At 73.6% G+C, this 17023-nt stretch carries 14 protein-coding genes; 7 read left to right on the top strand and 7 right to left on the bottom strand.

Annotated elements, in window-relative coordinates:
* Positions 1 to 45: 45 nt before the first annotated feature.
* Together ACWDBB_RS23350 and ACWDBB_RS23345 are read right to left on the bottom strand one after the other, a co-directional pair.
* Positions 46 to 1212 (bottom strand): hypothetical protein, encoded by a 1167-nt coding sequence (locus ACWDBB_RS23350; protein ID WP_449791453.1) that lies wholly within the window; start codon positions 1210 to 1212, stop codon positions 46 to 48.
* A gap of 229 nt (positions 1213 to 1441) precedes the next feature.
* A complete protein-coding gene (locus tag ACWDBB_RS23345; protein ID WP_449791452.1) occupies positions 1442 to 2818 on the bottom strand; it encodes a transcriptional regulator in 1377 nt (458 codons plus the stop codon).
* Positions 2819 to 3124: 306 nt separating this feature from the next.
* On the opposite strand from ACWDBB_RS23345, the gene ACWDBB_RS23340 reads away from it, so the two are divergent.
* A complete protein-coding gene (locus tag ACWDBB_RS23340; protein WP_449791451.1) occupies positions 3125 to 3841 on the top strand; it encodes a bifunctional DNA primase/polymerase in 717 nt (238 codons plus the stop codon).
* Positions 3842 to 4243: 402 nt separating this feature from the next.
* Here the strand turns inward: ACWDBB_RS23340 and ACWDBB_RS23335 are convergent, their stop codons facing one another.
* Complete coding sequence (locus ACWDBB_RS23335) at positions 4244 to 4936, bottom strand: metal-dependent transcriptional regulator (RefSeq protein ID WP_049649967.1); 693 nt, start codon at positions 4934 to 4936, stop codon at positions 4244 to 4246.
* Positions 4937 to 5157: 221 nt separating this feature from the next.
* On the opposite strand from ACWDBB_RS23335, the gene ACWDBB_RS23330 reads away from it, so the two are divergent.
* The 3 genes from ACWDBB_RS23330 to ACWDBB_RS23320 all read left to right on the top strand — a co-directional run bounded on the left by ACWDBB_RS23330 (position 5158) and on the right by ACWDBB_RS23320 (position 7991).
* Complete coding sequence (locus ACWDBB_RS23330; protein ID WP_392882367.1) at positions 5158 to 5922, top strand: sugar isomerase domain-containing protein; 765 nt, start codon at positions 5158 to 5160, stop codon at positions 5920 to 5922.
* A gap of 273 nt (positions 5923 to 6195) precedes the next feature.
* Positions 6196 to 7113 (top strand): DUF4231 domain-containing protein, encoded by a 918-nt coding sequence (locus ACWDBB_RS23325; protein ID WP_449791450.1) that lies wholly within the window; start codon positions 6196 to 6198, stop codon positions 7111 to 7113.
* Between the two features lie 11 nt (positions 7114 to 7124).
* Positions 7125 to 7991 carry an alpha/beta fold hydrolase gene (locus ACWDBB_RS23320; RefSeq protein WP_402406367.1) on the top strand — a complete coding sequence of 289 codons (867 nt, stop codon included), beginning with the start codon at positions 7125 to 7127 and terminating at the stop codon, positions 7989 to 7991.
* A 95-nt stretch (positions 7992 to 8086) separates the two neighbouring features.
* On the opposite strand, the gene ACWDBB_RS23315 is transcribed toward ACWDBB_RS23320, so the two are convergent.
* Genes ACWDBB_RS23315 through ACWDBB_RS23305 form a run of 3 tightly spaced genes read right to left on the bottom strand, consistent with a single transcriptional unit; the run spans position 8087 to position 14580 of the window.
* Positions 8087 to 9049 (bottom strand): 2-hydroxyacid dehydrogenase, encoded by a 963-nt coding sequence (locus ACWDBB_RS23315; protein WP_449791449.1) that lies wholly within the window; start codon positions 9047 to 9049, stop codon positions 8087 to 8089.
* 39 nt (positions 9050 to 9088) lie between these two features.
* On the bottom strand, positions 9089 to 13099 hold the full coding sequence (fxsT, locus tag ACWDBB_RS23310) for an FxSxx-COOH system tetratricopeptide repeat protein (RefSeq protein WP_449791448.1): 4011 nt from the start codon (positions 13097 to 13099) through the stop codon (positions 9089 to 9091).
* Complete coding sequence (locus ACWDBB_RS23305) at positions 13096 to 14580, bottom strand: TIR-like protein FxsC (protein WP_449791447.1); 1485 nt, start codon at positions 14578 to 14580, stop codon at positions 13096 to 13098. Before ACWDBB_RS23305 ends, fxsT begins: the two co-directional genes overlap by 4 nt.
* 201 nt (positions 14581 to 14781) lie before the next feature.
* On the opposite strand from ACWDBB_RS23305, the gene ACWDBB_RS23300 reads away from it, so the two are divergent.
* Entirely contained in the window at positions 14782 to 14976 is a 195-nt protein-coding gene (locus tag ACWDBB_RS23300; protein WP_449791446.1) for a DUF397 domain-containing protein, read from the top strand.
* Positions 14977 to 14979: 3 nt separating this feature from the next.
* Here ACWDBB_RS23300 and ACWDBB_RS23295 read toward each other — a convergent pair whose 3' ends face one another.
* Complete coding sequence (locus ACWDBB_RS23295) at positions 14980 to 15909, bottom strand: helix-turn-helix transcriptional regulator (protein ID WP_449791445.1); 930 nt, start codon at positions 15907 to 15909, stop codon at positions 14980 to 14982.
* 72 nt (positions 15910 to 15981) lie between these two features.
* On the opposite strand from ACWDBB_RS23295, the gene ACWDBB_RS23290 reads away from it, so the two are divergent.
* Both ACWDBB_RS23290 and ACWDBB_RS23285 read left to right on the top strand, forming a co-directional pair.
* Positions 15982 to 16458 carry a hypothetical protein gene (locus ACWDBB_RS23290; RefSeq protein ID WP_449791444.1) on the top strand — a complete coding sequence of 159 codons (477 nt, stop codon included), beginning with the start codon at positions 15982 to 15984 and terminating at the stop codon, positions 16456 to 16458.
* Entirely contained in the window at positions 16455 to 17006 is a 552-nt protein-coding gene (locus tag ACWDBB_RS23285; RefSeq protein ID WP_449791443.1) for an NIPSNAP family protein, read from the top strand. The genes ACWDBB_RS23290 and ACWDBB_RS23285 overlap by 4 nt, the downstream gene beginning before the upstream one ends.
* The last annotated feature ends 17 nt before the right edge of the window (positions 17007 to 17023 follow it).

The following is a 17023-nucleotide window of genomic DNA, read 5'->3' as shown; positions in this document are numbered from 1 at the left end:
CCCCTCGTCGTTCACACGGCCCGGTCGCTCACAGGCCCCGGTCGCTCACAGGTCCCCGTCGCTCCGGTTGGGCAGTCCGGTCTGGGCGGCGATCGCGTTCCAGAGCGTGGCGGCCTGCTTCTTCGCGGTGGTCGCGATGCCGCTGGCCTGGACGGCGTTCTTGTAGTGCTGGTTGTCCTGCTTCTTCGCGTCGCAGGAGCCCTGGGCGTCCTGCGCCCAGGCCGCGTACTCGTCGTCGGCCTGGGCCGAGGCCGTCCAGGCCGCGTTGAGCTGGTCGACCAGCTGCTGGCCGCCGGGCAGCTTGTCGGTCTTCAGCTGGCCGAGCTTGCTCTGCAGTTCGCGCCGCTTGCCGGCCGCGCCGGACAGCGCCTGCTGGGACTCGGGCAGCTTGTCGCACTTCTGCACCGAGGCGACCGCGGAGACCACCGCGCTGCGGCTGTCGCTCGCGGTGCCCAGCAGGTCCGACAGCGGCTGCGCCTGGGCCTTGACGTCCGGGTCGACGGCCGCGCCGGAGCCGCTCGTGCTCGGTGTCCCGGCGGTGGGGGCGGTACTGGCGGTGGCGGCCACCGGGGTGGACTTCTTGTCGTCCTTGGCGTCGTCGCCGCCCATCAGCACCGCGACCAGGATGCCGGCCACCGCGCAGCCCGCCACCACACCACCGACGATCAGCTTGTTGGACGGGCGGCCGCCGCGCCCCCGAGCACCCGCCTGGGTGGCGCCGAAGCCCTGCTCGAAGCCCTGGCCGTAGCTCTGCCCCTGCTCGGGGGCGTAGCCCTGGCGGTAGTCCTGGGCCGGGTAGCCCGGCTGCGGCTGCGCGGCCGGCGGGTAGGCCTGGTAGCCGGGCGCGGGCTGCGGCTGCGGGTAGCCGGGCTGGGCCTGCGCCGCCGGGTAGCCGGCCTGCGGGTCGCCGGCCGGGTACGGCGGCAGGTACTGGGTCTCCGGGACCGGATCGGGCTGCGGGGCAGCGTAACCGGGCTGCTGCCCACCCCACGAGGCACCCGGCCCGGGCGCCGGCTGCGCGGGCATGGCCTGGGTCGGCAGCGCGTGCGCACCCTCGCCGAGGTACTCCGGCTGCCCGGAAGGCTGCCCCACCGGCGGCACGGCCGAGTGGGCCTGCGGCTGGCCGGGCTGGCCGGGCTGGCCGGGCTCGGGGCGGAACAGGTCGTCCAGGTTGAAGTCACCGGAGTTCGGGTACGAGCGGCGCTGACTCAACGCGATTCCTCACCTGTGCAGGACCGCGCACTGATGGCGGACCACATCTCGTCGGTTCTTGGGAGCATCACAGTTCCTTGGACGTCGCGCCCACGCTACCGGTTCGCCTCACCGGGTGACCACGTGGGCGGGACATCCATCACGCTCCCTGCACAGACGATCCGCGGCCGCCCCGGGCTCGGGCCGCCGCCCGGGCCCCGAGGACGGGGAGGAGCCGCGGAGACCGACGCTACGCCGCCTCGGCGTCCGCCCGGGCGTGGAACTCGCGGACCACCCGCTGCTCCCGGTACGGCTCCAGCCGGCGCCGGAACTCGTCCAGGTACTCCACGCCCCGGTTGGAGCGCAGCCCGCTGAGCAGCCGGACGGCCTGGGCACCCGTCTCGCAGGCGCGTTCCAGGTCCCGCTGCTGGAGCTGGGCGGTGGCCAGCAGGACGAGGTCCACCGCGCGGCGCCGGACCCTGGTCGGCGGGTGCAGGTCGAGCGCCCGGCGGGCGTAGTGCTCGGCCTGGCCCGCCTGCTCCAGGTCCCGGTGGCAGTGGGCCAGTTCATCCGCGAGGTAGGCGTCGTCGAAGTGGGCGATCCAGTCCGGGTCGTCCTCCGGGCGGCGCTTCTCCATCATCTCCAGCGCCCTGGCCGACACCGCCTCGCAGGAGCGGGCGTCGCCGAGCAGGGCGTGGCCGCGGGCCTCGGCGGCGTAGAACATCGCCATCGCCGTCGGGGTGGCCACCGAGCGGGCGCCCTCCTGTGCGGCGCGGGCGAGTTGGGCGATCTCCCGCGGGTTGCCGAGGGTCGCCGCCAGGTGGCTCATCGAGGCCGCCAGCACGTAGCCGCCGTAGCCGCGGTCGTCGGCGGCCTGGGCCAGCCGCAGCGCCTGGATGTAGTAGCGCTGGGCGAGCCCGGGCTGCCCGGTGTCCACCGCCATGTAGCCGGCCAGTTCGGTCAACCGGGCCACTGCGGCGAAGAGTTGGCGTCCGGTCTCCTCCCGGTAGGCGCCGCCGAGCAGGCCGGAGACCACCGAGTTGAGGTAGTGCACCACCACCGGGCGCACATGGCCGCTGCCGAAGCGATGGTCGAGGTCGACCAGCATCGCGGTGGTCGCCTTGACCGCGGCCACGTCCGTCGGGCCGACCCGGGGGCCGCCGGTCCGCGCCACCACCGGGTCCGGCGGGGTGATCAGCCAGTCCCGGCTGGGCTCCACCAGCGCGGAGGCGGCGACCGTCGCACCGGTCAGGAAGTCCCGCCGGCCGACGTCGCTGCGCCACAGCTCGCAGACCTGCTCCAGGGCGGCACCGATGGTCGGCGCGAACTGGAGCCCGATGCCGGAGCTCAGGTTCTTGCCGTCCGCCATGCCGATCTCCTCGACCGACACGCTGCGGCCGAGCTTGCGGCCCAGGGCCTCGGCGATCACGGCCGGCGCCTGCCCGCGCGGCTGCTGGCCGCGCAGCCAACGGGCCACGGAGGTCTTGTCGTACCGAAGGTCCAGCCCGTGTTCGGCGCCGCAGAGGTTGACCCTCCGGGCCAGGCCGGCGTTGGAACAGCTGGCCTCCTGGATCAGTTGCTGCAGACGCTCGTTGGGCTGTCGTGCGACGAGTGGTCTCGCGGCCATTGGGCTTCGCCTCCCCACACCCTCCGGTCCCGGCCGGCGGGCGACGCTTCTGCTGATCTGTTGCCGACTGTCCGACCATCCAAGGAATCTGACACAAGGTTAGCGATCAGCAACGCCAGCGGGATACCCACGGTGACGAACCGCACCCCCCTTGCGCCCCGGGAAATGCTCCTGTGCGCCCCCGCTGCGCCTGCCCTCAGCCCCTTCAACTCGGCCGACTAACCGGAACGGGTGACGTTGCCGGGATACGCCCAACCGGGCGCCATCGGGCCGTAACCAGCCTCACACACGGTAGTTGAGCACCCCGTGGAAGACATCCCCGACGCCCAGGACCGGAACGAGAGGGCCGACCCGCCCCTCTTACTCGTGGAAGCCGTCGGCTACGCCGAGACCCGCCACTGGGAGGTGGCCCCGGGCGCCTGGCTGGTCGACGACGACGGCGACGGCGGAGTCCGCTGCTCCTGCGGCGACCGGCGCTGCACCCTGCCGGGCGCCCACCCGCTGGACCCGGACTGGGCGAGGCAGGCGAGCTCCGGCCCCGGTGCGGTGCGGAGCTGGTGGACCGAGCGGCCCGACGCGTCGGTCCTGCTGCCCACCGGGCGCTCCTTCGACGTCCTGGACGTCCCGGAGACGGCCGGCTGCCTGGCGCTCGCCCGGATGGAGCGGATGGACCTCCAGCTCGGCCCGGTGGTGGTCCAGCCCGCCGCGCCCGGGCGGATCGGGCGGCGGCTGCACTTCCTGGTGCTGCCCGGAGGCGCGGCCAGGCTCCCGGAGATGCTCCGCCGGCTCGGCTGGCCGCCCGGCCGGCTGGACCTGGTCGCCCGCGGCGAGGGGGACTGGACGGTCGCCCCGCCGTCCAGGATCGGCTCCCTGGGGTACGCCCAGTGGGCCCGCTCCCCCTCCGCGCTCAACCGCTGGCTGCCGGACGCCGCCGAACTGATCAGCCCGCTGGCGTACGCCTGCGGCCGCGAGACGCCCTCGGCCCGGACCGCCCGGACCGCCCAACCGGCGCCGGTGGGCTGAGTTCCGCCCGCTCCTGCGGGCCCCGGAACGGCCGCCCTCTGCCGATCGGGTGAGGGCGTGCACCGCGCGACACAACGCGCGCACGTGACGGGCCTTGTCTCCCACCGGGGGCGGGGCCCGTCATACGCATGTCCGGATAAGGCTTCCGTGTACCCGCTGGTCAACCGACAAAGCCCCTCGTACGAGTGACAGCACTCAAGGATTGCCATGATCGGCCGAGGGGAGGAATTGCGATGTGTGGGGACGCCGGCAGGGGCGCTCGGACGGGGAAGCCGGGCGGCGGCGGTGGAGGGGAGCGGGAGGGGCGGAGGGGAAAGGGAGGGAGCGGGGAGGGAACGGGGAGGGCGAAGGGGCCCGCTGCGTGGAGAGCAGCGGGCCCCTTCTCGGTACGACGGACGTGGCTCAGGCCTGGGCGACGAAGACGTGCTGGGCGATGTCCTTGCCCAGCTCCGCCGCGTTGTCCCCGGTGCCGACCAGCACGCCGCCGACGCCGGCGCTCACCTTGACCGTGGAACCCGGCCGCACGCCGGCCCGGCGCAGGGTGCTCATCAGGGCGCTGTCGGTCTGGATCGGCTCGCCGATCCGACGGACCACCACGTCGGCCCCGGCCTCGCCCGGCTTGACGGTGTCCAGCGGGACGAGCCCGGCGTCGAAGCCCTCGCCCTCGGCCTTGGTGTCGCCCAGCTCGTCCAGGCCCGGGATCGGGTTGCCGTACGGGGACTGGGTGGGGTGGCCGAGCATGGCGAGCACCTTGCGCTCGACCGTCTCGCTCATCACGTGCTCCCAGCGGCAGGCCTCCTCGTGCACCTGCTCCCACTCCAGGCCGATCACGTCGACGAGCAGGCACTCGGCGATGCGGTGCTTGCGCATGACGCGCACCGCGAGCCGGCGCCCCTCCTCGGTCAGTTCGAGGTGGCGGTCCCCGGCGACCTGGAGCAGCCCGTCGCGCTCCATCCGGCCGACCGTCTGGCTGACCGTGGGGCCGCTCTGTTCCAGGCGCTCCGCGATCCGGGCGCGCATCGGGACGATGCCTTCCTCCTCCAGCTCCAGGATGGTGCGAAGGTACATCTCAGTGGTGTCGATCAGCCCAGACATCGCCGCTGGCTCCGTTCTTCGGTGTCCTCACCGCCAATTCTGACGTACGGGACCGACAACCGGGCCCGCCCCGGGGCTCCGGAGGCCCGTTTCGTTCCTGTTGACAACGGTGCCGCCGGGGCGCGACCGTGCTCGCCGAAGCTTTCTCCACCGGCGGTCTGGACCACCTGGACCACCCCACCCGGCCGGATCCCCCACCCGGCAGAGAGCGAAGGCACCAGATGAACGACCTGGTCGACCGGTACTTCGACGCCGCGATCGCCCACCTCCAGCGGGTCCGCGTGGAGGAGGCCGACACCATCGAGGCCGCCGCCGCGCTGCTGGCGGAGGCGATGACCGAGGGTCGCCGGGTCTTCACCTTCGGTGCCGGGCACTCCGCGCTGGCGGCCCAGGACGTGGTCTACCGGGCCGGCGGGCTGGTCCCGATGAACCTGCTGAACGTGCCCGGGATGGCCGGGGTGACGGTGATGCCCGCACCGCTGTCCAGCGCGCTGGAGCGGGTCTCCGGGCTGGCCACCGCCACCCTGGACCTCACCCCGGCCACCACCGGGGACCTGCTGTTCGTGATCTCGCTCTCCGGCCGTCAGGTGATGCCGGTCGAGCTGGCCCGGTACGCCCGGGACCGCGGCCTCAAGGTGGTCGGCGTGACCTCGCTGGCGTACCCGGCGGAGGTGTCCTCGGCGCACCCGACCGGCACCTACCTGAAGGACCACTGCGACGTGGTGCTGGACAGCAAGATCGCGGTCGGCGACGGCGAGCTGACCCACCCCGGCGCCGAGACCACCTTCGGCCCGGTGTCCACCATCGTGACCAGCGCGCTGATGCAGGCCGTGGTCGCCTCGGCGGTCGGCCGGCTGGCCGACCGGGCGGCCGCCGGGGAGTGCCCCGCGCCGCCGCTGTTCCGCTCCGGCAACGTCCCCGGCGGCACCGAGTGGAACGCCAAGCAGATGGCCGAGAACGCCGACCGGGTCTTCTACACCTACTGAGCCCCTCCCGCACCCGTCGGGCCGCCCCGCCCACCCCCGGCCGGTCGCCCGCGCACGCCCGCCGACCGCCGCGCGCCCCCACCGCCTCCCCGCACGCTGGGTGCAGGAGCGAACACGAGGAGTACCGGACAAAGCAGCGGGCCTTCCCGGCCACATCCGGCCGCACCGGCCGTCACCAGGCGTACCGGTCGGCCCCCTTGGGCAGGAGAGCGGTGCGACCGGAGCGACTGGTGGGGGCCGAACATGGCGTCTGTTGCGGGACGGACCGGGTGGGTGCGCGAGCGGGACCTGCTACCCGAGTTCTTCTGGGCCGCCGACGCGGCCTCGCTGCGCGGGCAGCGGCGTTCGGTGCTGCTCTGCGCCTGGGAGCTGGTCCTGCTGGTGGCCGCCGCGGCGACCGGCTCGGCCGACGGCGAGCCCTGGGCGTGGCCGGCGGCGGCGGCCTACCTCGGCGCGATCGCGCTGGCGGTGGTGGTCAGCCGGCAGAACCCCCAGGGCCTCTGGTACGAGGGCCGGGCGGCCGCCGAGTCGGTGAAGACGCTGGCCTGGAAGTACGCCGTCCGGGCCGACGCCTACCAGCCCCCGCCGCGCGCCCTGCCGGACGCCGAGGGCCTGTACCGCTTCCAACTCGCCCGGGTGCTCGGCGCGTTCCGGAACAGCCCGGTCGCCGTCCCGGACGGCGGGGTGGAGATCACCCCGGCGATGCACGACCTGCGCGGACAGCCGCTGGCGGTGCGCCGCGAGGTGTACCTGGCCGAGCGGATCCAGCTGCAGCACGACTGGTACCGCGCCAAGGCCCGCTACTGCGCCCGCGCCGGGCACTGGGCCGGAGTGCTGGGCGTGCTGCTGCCCGCGCTCGGCCTGGTGCTCGCCCTGCTGCGGGCGCTCGGCGCCTTCAGCTACGACGCGCTGGGCACGGTCTCGGCGGTGGCCGCGTCGGTCGCCGCCTGGGCGCAGCTGCGCCAGTACCGGCCGCTCGCGGCCGCGTACGCCCTGGCCGCCGAGGAGCTGGCGCAGATCCAGCGCCAACTCGCCCAGCTGGACCTGGAGTCGATGGAGGCCGAGGAGGTCTGGGCCCGCCTGGCCCGGGACGCCGAGGACGCGATCTCCCGCGAGCACACCACCTGGCAGGCCCGCCGGGAGGTGCGCACCACCACCGACCGGGAGCACGCAACCGACCCGGAGCACTGAGGAGGCCGCAGGTGTCGTTACGGACGGTCAAAACGGCGGACGACCGCGCCCTCGCCGTCGAGTCCCTCGGCGACCCGCGCGGCCGTCCGGTGTTCCTGCTGCACGGCATGCCCGGCAGCCGGGTCGGCCCGCACCCGCGCAGCACCGTGCTGTACCGGCTGGGCGTCCGGCTGATCTCGTTCGACCGGCCCGGCTACGGCGACTCGACCCGGCTGTTCGGCCGCCGGGTGAGCGCGGCGGCCACCGACGTGCGCACCATCGCGGACGAGTTCGGGCTGGACCGCTTCGCGGTGCTCGGCCGCTCCGGCGGCGGCCCGCACGCGCTGGCCTGCGCGGCGCTGCTGCCGGACCGGGTCAGCCGGGTCGCGGTGCTGGTCGGGCTGGCCCCGCGCAACGCGGCCGGCCTGGACTGGTACGCGGGGATGACCCCGTCCAACGTCCGCGCCTACAAGGAGGCCGAGCGCGGGCACGGCCGGATCGCCGACGCGATGGAGTTCCGCTCCCGGCAGATCAAGGACGACCCGGTCCGGCTGCTGAACGGCCTGCGCACCGAGCTCTCCGCCGCCGACCGGGAGGTGGTGGCCGACAGCGGGCTGCGCCGGATGCTCCAGAGCAACTACCGGGAGGCGTTCCGGCACGGCGCGGACGGCTGGATCGACGACGTGCTGGCCTTCACCGCCGACTGGGGGTTCGAGGTCGGCTCGATCCGGGTGCCGACCTGGCTCTGGCACGGCGCGGACGACCAGTTCTCGCCGGTCGAACACTCCCGCTGGCTGGCCGACCACATCCCGGACGCCCAACTGTTCCTGGAGCCCGGCGCCGCCCACTTCGGGGCGTTCCGGGTGATGACCACCGCCCTGGCCTGGGCGGCGGGCTAGGCACCAGGGCTCAGGCGCGCACCGGCGTCAGGCCCGCACCGGAGTCAGGGGCGCACCGCCGTCAGGCCCGCACCGGAGTCAGGCCCGCACCGGCGTCAGGCCCGCACCGGCGTCAGGGGCGCCGAACCGCCGAGCACCGCCAGCACGTTGTCCACCGCCAGGCCGCCCATAGCCTGGCGGGTACGGACGGTGGCGCTGCCCAGGTGCGGGGCGAGCACCGCGCGCTCCTGGGCGAGCAGCGCGGACGGGACGGCCGGCTCGCGCTCGAAGTTGTCCACGGCGGCGGCGAACAGCGCGCCGGACTCCAGCGCGGCGGCCAGCGCCTCCTCGTCCACCACCCCGGCGGTCATGCTGACCACCACCGCGCCGCGCGGCAGCAGGGCGAGCCGGCGGGCGTCCAGCAGGTGCCGGGTCGCGGTGGTGAACGGGCAGGTGACGACCAGCACGGTGGAGGTGGCGAGCAGATCCTCCAGCGGCTTCCAGTCGGCGCCCTCGGCCTGCTCGGGCGGCAGTTCGCTGCGGTTGTGGTAACTGACGGGCATGTCGAAGGCGCGGGCCCGGCGGGCCACCGCCTGCCCGATCCGGCCCATGCCGAGCACGCCCAGCGGGGTGCCGGCCAGCTCCAGGCCGAGCAGGAAGTTCGGCGCCCAGGTCCAGGGCGCGCCGGAGCGCAGCAGCCGCTCGCCCTCGCCGAGGCGGCGGGTGGCGGCCAGCAGCAGCGCCCAGGCCATGTCGGCGGTGGCGGTGGTGAGCACGCCGGGGGTGTTGGTGACCAGCACGCCGCGTTCGGCGCAGGCGGCCACGTCCACGTTGTGGTAGCCGACGGCGTGGTTGGCGACGACGGCCAGCCGCGGGCCGGCCGCGTCGAGGAACTCGGCGTCCACCCGGTCGTCCAGGGTGGTGATCACGGCCCGGCGCCCGCGGACGGCGGCCAGCAGTGCGGCCCGGTCCATCGCCAGGTCGGAGTCGTGGCAGGTGACGGCGTGGTGCGCGGTGAGCCGCTCGATGACGCCGGGGGCGAGGCGCCGGGTGACCAGGACCGGGGGCGGGATGCTCATGGTCTCGCAGCGTACCCGCCCCTCTCCTGGTCCTCCCGATCAGACCGGCTGCGGCTCCAGGTCCCGGTTGATCCGCTTCCAGCCGCGCGCGGAGACCGTGTTGGGGTGCTCCTCGCCGACCTGCCGGATCAGCTCGGAGATCGCCCGCGCCCGCAGCTCGGCCGCCTGGGTGTGCCGGCCAGCCGCCCGCAGGGTGATCGCCAGGTTGGCCTCGCAGGCCACCGCGTCCGGGTGCTGGGCGCTGTAGCGGTCGCACAGCCCCTGGTAGGCGGCCCGGCCGAGCCGCTCGGCGCGATCCAGCTGCCCGTCGTCGCCGTAGGCGTTGGCCAGGTTGATCATCGCGTTGAGGGTGTACGGGTGCTCCGGCCCGACCGAGCGGGTCAGCCCCTCGACGGTGAGCCGGCCGCGCTCGATGGCGCCCTGGACGTCGCCGCTGCCCCGCAGGTAGATGCCGAGGTTGTTGGCGCAGGCCAGGGTGAACGGGTGCTCGTCGCCGAACAGTCGCCGGTGGCCCTCGAAGACGGTGGAGCAGAGGTCGCGGGCGGCCTCCTTGTCACCGGAGGCGCTGTGGTCGGCGGCCAGGTTGAGCGCGCAGGCGAGCGCGTCGGGGGCGTCGGCGCCGTAGCGCTCCAGGTAGCGCTCGTAGGTCTCCTTGGTGATCCGGCGGGCCTCGGCGAGCTGGCCGATCCGGCGCAGCGAGACGGCCAGCGACTTGGCGTTGCGCAGGTTCTCCGGCAGGTCCGGGTCGAGCACGTCGCCGAGGTCGGAGGTGACCTCCTGGAGCAGGTCCACCGAGCCGCGGTAGTCGCCGAGTTCGCGCAGGTCGCGGGCCAGGTTGGACTTGGTGGACAGGGTGTAGGGGTGCTTGGGGCCGAGGACGGCGGTGCGCCGGTCGAGGGTCTCCTGGTCGAGTTCGCGGGCCGCCTCGCTGTCGCCGACCAGCCGGTAGTCGATCGCCAGGTTGTTCGCCATGGAGAGCGTGCGCGGGTTGTCGTCGCCGAACAACTCGCGGAACTGGTCGAGGATCTCGCGGTCGAGGTCGAGAGCGGCCTGGAACCGGCCGAGCGCCCTGCGGTCGGCGCCGAGCGAGCCGGCCGTCATCAGGGTGTACGGGTGGTGCTCGCCGAGCAGGGCCCGCTGGCGCTCCAGGGTGTCCTCGTCCAGGGCCAGCGCCTCGCCGTAGTTGCCCTGGGAGCGCAGCACGTTGGCGAGCTGGAAGCGCAGCAGCAGGGTCTGCCGGTCGTCCTCGCCGAGCTTGCCGGTCCACTCCACGTCCAGGGCGTGGCCGAGGTCGCGGGCACGGTCGAGTTCGCCGCGCTTCCACAGGTAGCGGACCCGGTCGATGAGCAGCTGGCGGGTGTCCGCCTCGTCGCAGTTGTGCGCCTTGGACGGCGACAGGTGCGGCCAGATCTCGTCGAAGGCGGGCCAGTTGGCCGGGTCGTCGGTGTCGCCGAGGACGGGCCGGGCGCCGGTGAGGATGCGGTGCACCTCGTGGACGGCGACCTCCTGCTCGTCGGCGGTCATCCCGGCCCGGATCACCGCCTGGACGAGCCGGTGCACCTGGAAGCTGTTGCTGCCGGCGTCGACCTTGGCCAGCGCGTACCGGCCGATCGCCTGGATCACCTTGCCCAGCATGAACTTGTCGCTGAGGTCGGCGTCGAACTTCACCAGCGCCCGGATCATCTGGTCGCTGTAGAAGAGGTTCATCGAAATCGGCTCGGGCGCGAAGAACGCGCAGAGCTGGAGCAGCCGGACGGCCGCCGGGGACTGCTGGCGCAGCCGTCCGATCGACACGTTCCAGGTCGCGGCGACCGGGGTCGGGTAGTCGGCCGGGCGGCCGACGGCCAGGGCGCGGGCGGCCTCGGCGTGCAGCTGGGAGACGTAGGTGTCCACCGGGGTGCCGGTGGTGTCCAGCCAGGCGGCGGCCACCTCGACGGCCAGCGGCAGGTCGCCGACCGCCTCGGCGACCCGGTCGGCGTCCGGGCGGGAGAGGCTGCGGGCGCGCCGGCACAGGTGCTCGACGCTCTCGCCGCGGGTGAAGACGTCGACCTCCAGCGCCTCGGCGTGCCCGGTCCAGGCCTGGTTGCGGGAGGTGACCAGGATGTGGCCGGAGCCGCCGGGGAAGAACCGGCGGATCTCCGCGGGCTCGTCGGCGTTGTCGAAGATCAGCAGCCAGCGCGAGGTGGGCACGCCGCGCCGCAGCGCCTCCCTGGCCGCCTCGGCGGCCTCGGTCACCGAGTCGCCGACCCGTAGCCCCAGTCGGCGGGCGAGTTCGGCGAGCGCCGGGGCGACCAGCTCGGTCTGCTCGGCGTCGATCCACCAGACCAGGTCGTAGTCGGACATGAAGCGGTGGGCGTACTCCAGCGCCACCTGGGTCTTGCCGACGCCGCCGAGCCCGTACAGCGTCTGCGGGGTGGGCAGCACGGCCGCCATGCCGCCGCGCAGCTGGTTGCGCAGCTGCTCCAGCACGGCGGCGCGGCCGGTGAAGGACGGGTTGCGCGGCGGGACGTCCCACACCGAGGGCTTGCTGCCGGGGAAGCGCGGCCCGCCGCTGGGCGCGTCGCCGAGCGGGGTGTCGCCGCGGCCGAGCGCGCGCAGCAGGCTCTGGATCGACTGCGTCTCGTCGCGGCCGACCAGGTCGACCGGGTTGCGGTTGCTGAACGGCGCGGTGAGCCGGACGTCGCCGACGCGGACCGGCAGCAGCTGGCGCCGGGTGCCGGAGGGGTCGGAGCTGACCACCGACTCCCACAGCGCCCGCGCCTGCGGGGAGCGCTGGTAGGCGGGCGAGAGCACCGCGACCGTCCGGTACGCGGAGTCGATGCCGCGCTCGGTCTCCTCGCGCGGATCGGTGCCGGCGCTGAGGTCGCGCGGCAGCACCCGGAAGCCGGCCCTGGTCAGGACGGACTCGATCCAGTCCGCCCACATCCGGTCCTCGGGGACGTAGGAGAGGTAGAGGTCGGCGGGCACGGACGGGCGGCGGCGGGTGAACGCGTCCACGTAGCGCAGCCGCACCTCCTCGTCCATCGGCGGCAGGCCGGCCGCCCGGCCCTCGGTGATCATGGAGGTGAGCCGCTCGCAGGCGGCCAGCATCGAGGTGGGCGTGCCGGTCTGGTCGCCGAAGGTGGCGAGGATCTCCTCGTAGGCGTAGAACGGCCGGTACGGGATCTCCACCGAGCCCCAGTACTGGGCGAGTTCCTCGCCGTCCAGGCCGGCCGGCAGCCCGTCGAAGCGGACCCGGGCGAGGGCGCGGCCGGCGTCCGCCTTCTCCTTCTCGCCCTCGTCGATGCGCATCGGGACGGGCAGGATGCGGATGCCGCGCTCGCGGTAGCGGTCGTGGATGTGCTGGGCGATCCGGGAGGCGCCGTCGATGGACTGGTCGCTGAGGGTGAAGCAGACCACCAGGTCGTCGGGCATCTGGACGGTGCAGATCTCGGCGATGTCGGACAGGCCGGTGCGGGAGTCGATCAGCACGTAGTCGTAGCGCTTGGCCATGTCGGCCTTGAGGGCGTCGAAGAACTGCCCGCCGTCGAAACGGTCGTAGAAGATGTCCCAGTCGAGGTGGGTGACGGCCTCGGAGTAGTCGCGGTTGAACTGGCCCGCGGAGAGGAAGTCCAGGCTGCCGCCGGCCGGGAAGTGCGGCCAGGTGAGCGAGAGCGCGTGCGGGTGCACCCGGGCGAAGTCCAGGTGCCAGCCCTCGGCGTGCTCGACGGGGCGCAACGCCTCCTCGCGGTACTCGGCGATCAGGTCCATCATGCCCGTGGTGCCGGCCAGCGAGGCCTGGTCGAGGAACGGGTGGAAGAACTTGGCGAGGCCGGGCGCCTCCAGGTCCCAGTCCACGGTGAGGACGCGGAAGCCGTTGGCGGCCAGGATCCAGGCGGTGTTGGCGAGCGCCATGGTGCGGCCGGTGCCGCCCTTGTACGAGTAGAAGGTGATGATCCGGCCGTTGCGGTCCCGTTCCGCCGCCTGCCGCTCGGCCTCCCGCTGGGCGGCCAGGTCGGCGGCGGTGAGCCCGCCGAGGCGGAGGTTCCTGGTGCGGTTGTCGTCGTTCATCGCGGTCCTCGTCCTCCCAAGGGCGCCATCCCGTCATCGGGTTCATCGCCGTCGTCGCGGTACGGGTCGTGCTCGCGGTACGGGTCGTTGCCGTTGGTCCGACTTCGACGGGTGGTGCGGCCGTTGCCGCGGTCGTTGCCGTTGGTGCGGTCGTTGCCGTCGGTGCCGCCGTCGTGGCCCTGGTCGTCCTCGAAGGGGTCCGCCGGGGATCCGTCCGGTCCGTACCCGCCTCCCGGGCGCCGGAACGCGTCCCGCAGGCTCGGCCGGGGCGGCGGCGGCTCCTCCGGTTCGGCCCGGGTGCGGCCCTCGAACGCGTACTTGGCCTTCATCGCCGCCCGGGGCAGGGCGTCGTCGAAGTCCTCCAGGGTGTGCAGCCCGGTCGGGCCGGTCGCGCCGAGGAAGCTCGGCCGGCTCGCGCGCCGGGTGATGCGCAGCGTCTCGTCGCTCAAGTCGTTCAGTTCGTCCGAGCGTTCGGCGCACTCCGGGTCGTCGCCGTTGAACGGCTCCAGGATGCTCACCCAGGTGGCGTCCGAGCGGTCGAAGCGCCGGACCAGCTCGCGCCGGCGCGGGTCGCGCAGCGCCCAGCGGTCGAGCAGCAGCAGGCCGGGCGCCTCGGCGTTTCCCTCGATGATCGACTCGACCTCGTCGTCGAACTCGTGCACGGTCGGCTGGAACCCCAACTGCCGTGCCAGCCTGGCCGCGTGCTGGGCGATCGGCGAGCCGACCGGCCGGTACGGGTGCCAGTCGGTGCGCCGCTCGCCGTAGTAGTCGGGGTTGCGGTCGGCGGGCAACTCGTTCTGATGGTAGGCGAGTACGGAGATCCGCAGCTGCCTGGTCGGGGCGGTGACGTTGAAGGCGCTCGGGAGGCCGTTGAACTCCAGCCGCCGACCGACCGGGATCACCGTCTCCTCCGCGACCTGGACGATCCGGGCCGCCAGCCGGTGCACGGCGAGCTCGTAGGCGGAGCGGAAGTAGCTGAGCTTCATGAGCGCGTAGAGGCCCTCGGTGGCGTACTCGGGGCCGAAACTCGCGTGGTTGAACTGGAGTTCACTGGCCACGTCCGGCAGCCGGTAGCGGCTCATCGGGGCCCACAGCACCGGCACGATGCCGCTGGTGCGCTCGGAGTCGAGGTTCGCCGGGTAGACCGGCCGGCGGGTGAAGGCATGCCATTCCTGGCCGCACGGAACGCTGTTGAAGTACCTCGGGGAGTAGAGGGGCACGAACACCCGGCACGTCGCCAACTCGTCGGACAGCCGTTCGGCCCACAACTCGCCCTGGTGCATGGACTCGTCCATGAAACCGACCGCGACCCCGTCCGGGACGGTGGTCAGCTGGAGCACAGCCTCGCAGAGATCCCGGTACAACTGCCTGACCCAGTGGTTCGGATCGCTCGCGCCCCGCGCACCGGCCTTGGGGGTGTGCGCGTAGGAGAGGAAGAAGTACGGCCGGGCGTCGTCCTCGTCCCAGCCCCGGTCAGTCACACGCGCCTCCCCCGGGCCCGTCGGCAAACCTGCCTCCCGCAGCCCCCGTGCGGCGGGGCTTCAGTGTAGGAACGACTGACACCCCAATGGAATAGCACAACGTCTCGCACGAATTGACATGACCGAAACGAGGTCGCCACCCGTGCACTGGGAGCAGTACCCTCGTTCCGGCCGTCGCGCACCACCACCAGGGGGGAACTCGTGGAACACCTCGACTGGCAGCGGGCCAGCACCAGCATCGGCAAGGACGAGTGGATCGAGATCGCCTCCGAGGGCGACCACGTCTACATCCGGCAGTCCGACGACCCCACCCTCGTCGTCACCACCACCCGCACCAAGTTCAACGCCTGGGTCCGCGGCGCCAAGGCCGGCGAATTCGACCACTTCGTCGCCTGAGGATCACCCCTGGTAGCGGGCCGCCAGGGCCCGTACCGTCGCGGCGACGCGGTCGCGGAGCTCGGCCGGTTCCAGCACCTCGACGTCGGCGCCCAGCCGCAGGAACTCCCCGTGGGCGTGGTCGACCGACTCGATGGGCACCCTGGCCTCCGTCCAGCCGTCGCCCCCGGCCGGCACCCCGAGGCGGCGCGCGCCCTCCGGGGTGAGCCGGACCAGCGCCTCGCCGGTGTGCAGCCGGGCCCGGAAGTCGGCGAGGTAGCCGGTCCAGTGGGCGGCCAGGTCGAAGTCGGCCGGCACCGTGAACTCCTCGGCCAGGTCGCACAGTCCGACGATCTGATCGACGCGGTACGTGCGCATCCCGGTCGGCCCGGCGGCGACCAGATACCAGCGCCCGGCCTTGAGCACCAGCCCGTACGGCTCCACCCTCCGCTCGATCTCCTCCGGCGCCCGCCAGCGCCGGTACCGCAGGAGCAGCGACCGCCGCTCCCACACCGCGGCGGCGACGGCCGCCAGGTGCGGGGTGCGGTCCGGCTCGCCGTACCAGCCGGGAGCGTCCAGCAGGAACCGCTCCTGGATCCGCCCGGCGTCCTCCCGCAGCTCCGCCGGCAGGGCCGCCCGCAGCTTGAGCCGGGCGGCGGCCAGCGCCTCACCGAGGCCCAACTCGGCGGCGGCGCCCGGGAGCGCCGCCAGGAAGGCGGCCTGGGCCTCGTCGGCGGTCAGCCCGGTGAGGCGGGTCCGGTAGCCGTCGACCAACCGGTAGCCCCCGGCGTGCCCGGCGTCCCCGTACAGCGGGACGCCGGAGGCGGCGAGCGCCTCGACGTCCCGGTAGACCGTGCGGACGGACACCTCCAGCTCCTCGGCCAGCTGCCGGGCGGTCAGCCGGCCCCGGTTCTGGAGCAGCAGGAGCAGAGTGACCAGCCGACTCGCGCGCATGTCGGCCAGTATCCCGATCTCCACCGTCTCCACTGACAGAAGATGTCAGTGGAGCGCCCCTAGCCTCCCCGCATGAACGACTTCGACTTCCTGCACGGCTCCTGGGACGTGGCCAACCGCCGCCTCACCGCCCCGCTCACCGGCGGCGGCACCTGGGAGGAGTTCCCCGGACACTGCGTGGTCCGGCCGCTGTTCGGCGGCGCGGGCAACATCGACGAGATCGTCTTCCCCACCCTCGGCCGCCGGGGCGTCACCCTGCGGCTGTTCGACCACGAGAAACGGCGCTGGTCGATCTTCTGGTCCGACAGCCGCACCGGCCGGCTGGACCCGCCGGTGACCGGCGGCTTCACCGGCGACCGGGGCGACTTCCACGGCGAGGACGGCTACGGCGGCCGCCCGATCCGGGTGCACTTCACCTGGCACCGCCTCGGCCCGGACACCGCCCGCTGGGAGCAGGAGTTCTCGGCCGACGAGGGCCGCAGCTGGGAACTCAACTGGACCATGGACCTCACCCGCACCGGCGCGGCCTTCGACGGGCTCGGCGCATGAACCCCATCGTCGAACTCCGCCAGTACACCCTGCACCCCGGCACCCGGGAGACCCTGATCGAGCTGTTCGAGCGCGAGTTCGTGACCGGCCAGGAGGCGGTCGGCATCACCCTCGGCGGGCGCTTCCGCGACCTGGACGACCCGGACCGCTTCGTCTGGATGCGGTCCTTCCCCTCGATGCCCGAACGCCGCCGCGCCCTGGAAGCCTTCTACGGCGGCCCCGTCTGGCTGGCGCACCGCGACGCGGCCAACGCCACCATGGTCGACAGCGACGACGTCCTGCTGCTGCGCGGCCCCGGCTTCACGCCGCGCGCGGGAGCCCGCGAGGTGCTCGCCACCATCTGCCACCCCATCGAGGCTGCCGCCTTCGACGCCTACGCGGCCGGACACCTCGGCCCGGGGCACGCGGTGCACCGCACCGAGCACGCCGAGAACGACTTCCCCACGTTGCCCGTCCGCACCGGCGAGGACGTCCGGGTCTGGTTCGGCGCCGCCGAGCCCGCGCCCTGGCCGTGCCGGCCGCTGCGGCTGGAACCGGTGACGCCGTAGCCAGGGCCCTGCGCGGG

The sequence above is a fragment of the Kitasatospora sp. NPDC001095 genome, from assembly GCF_053598615.1.
The sequence above is the reverse complement of the archived record's forward strand: the minus strand, read 5'-3'. Positions and strand labels throughout refer to the sequence as shown.